We start from the raw sequence: 545 nt of genomic DNA on the forward strand, positions 1-545 counted from the left end.
TAATACCTTTGGCTAATGACGGTACCTGAAGAATAAGCACCGGCTAACTACGTGCCAGCAGCCGCGGTAATACGTAGGGTGCAAGCGTTAATCGGAATTACTGGGCGTAAAGCGTGCGCAGGCGGTTTTGTAAGTCTGACGTGAAATCCCCGGGCTCAACCTGGGAATTGCGTTGGAGACTGCAAGGCTGGAGTCTGGCAGAGGGGGGTAGAATTCCACGTGTAGCAGTGAAATGCGTAGAGATGTGGAGGAACACCGATGGCGAAGGCAGCCCCCTGGGTCAAGACTGACGCTCATGCACGAAAGCGTGGGGAGCAAACAGGATTAGATACCCTGGTAGTCCACGCCCTAAACGATGTCTACTAGTTGTCGGGTCTTAATTGACTTGGTAACGCAGCTAACGCGTGAAGTAGACCGCCTGGGGAGTACGGTCGCAAGATTAAAACTCAAAGGAATTGACGGGGACCCGCACAAGCGGTGGATGATGTGGATTAATTCGATGCAACGCGAAAAACCTTACCTACCCTTGACATGTCAGGAATCCT

At 52.3% G+C, this 545-nt stretch carries 1 rRNA gene; it reads left to right on the forward strand.

The features are described 5' to 3' along the window. Positions 1-545 (forward strand): 16S ribosomal RNA (locus tag AC07PE_RS27125); the annotation flags it as partial.

The sequence above is a fragment of the Telluria sp. GW821-FHT07G12 genome (genome assembly GCF_059418525.1).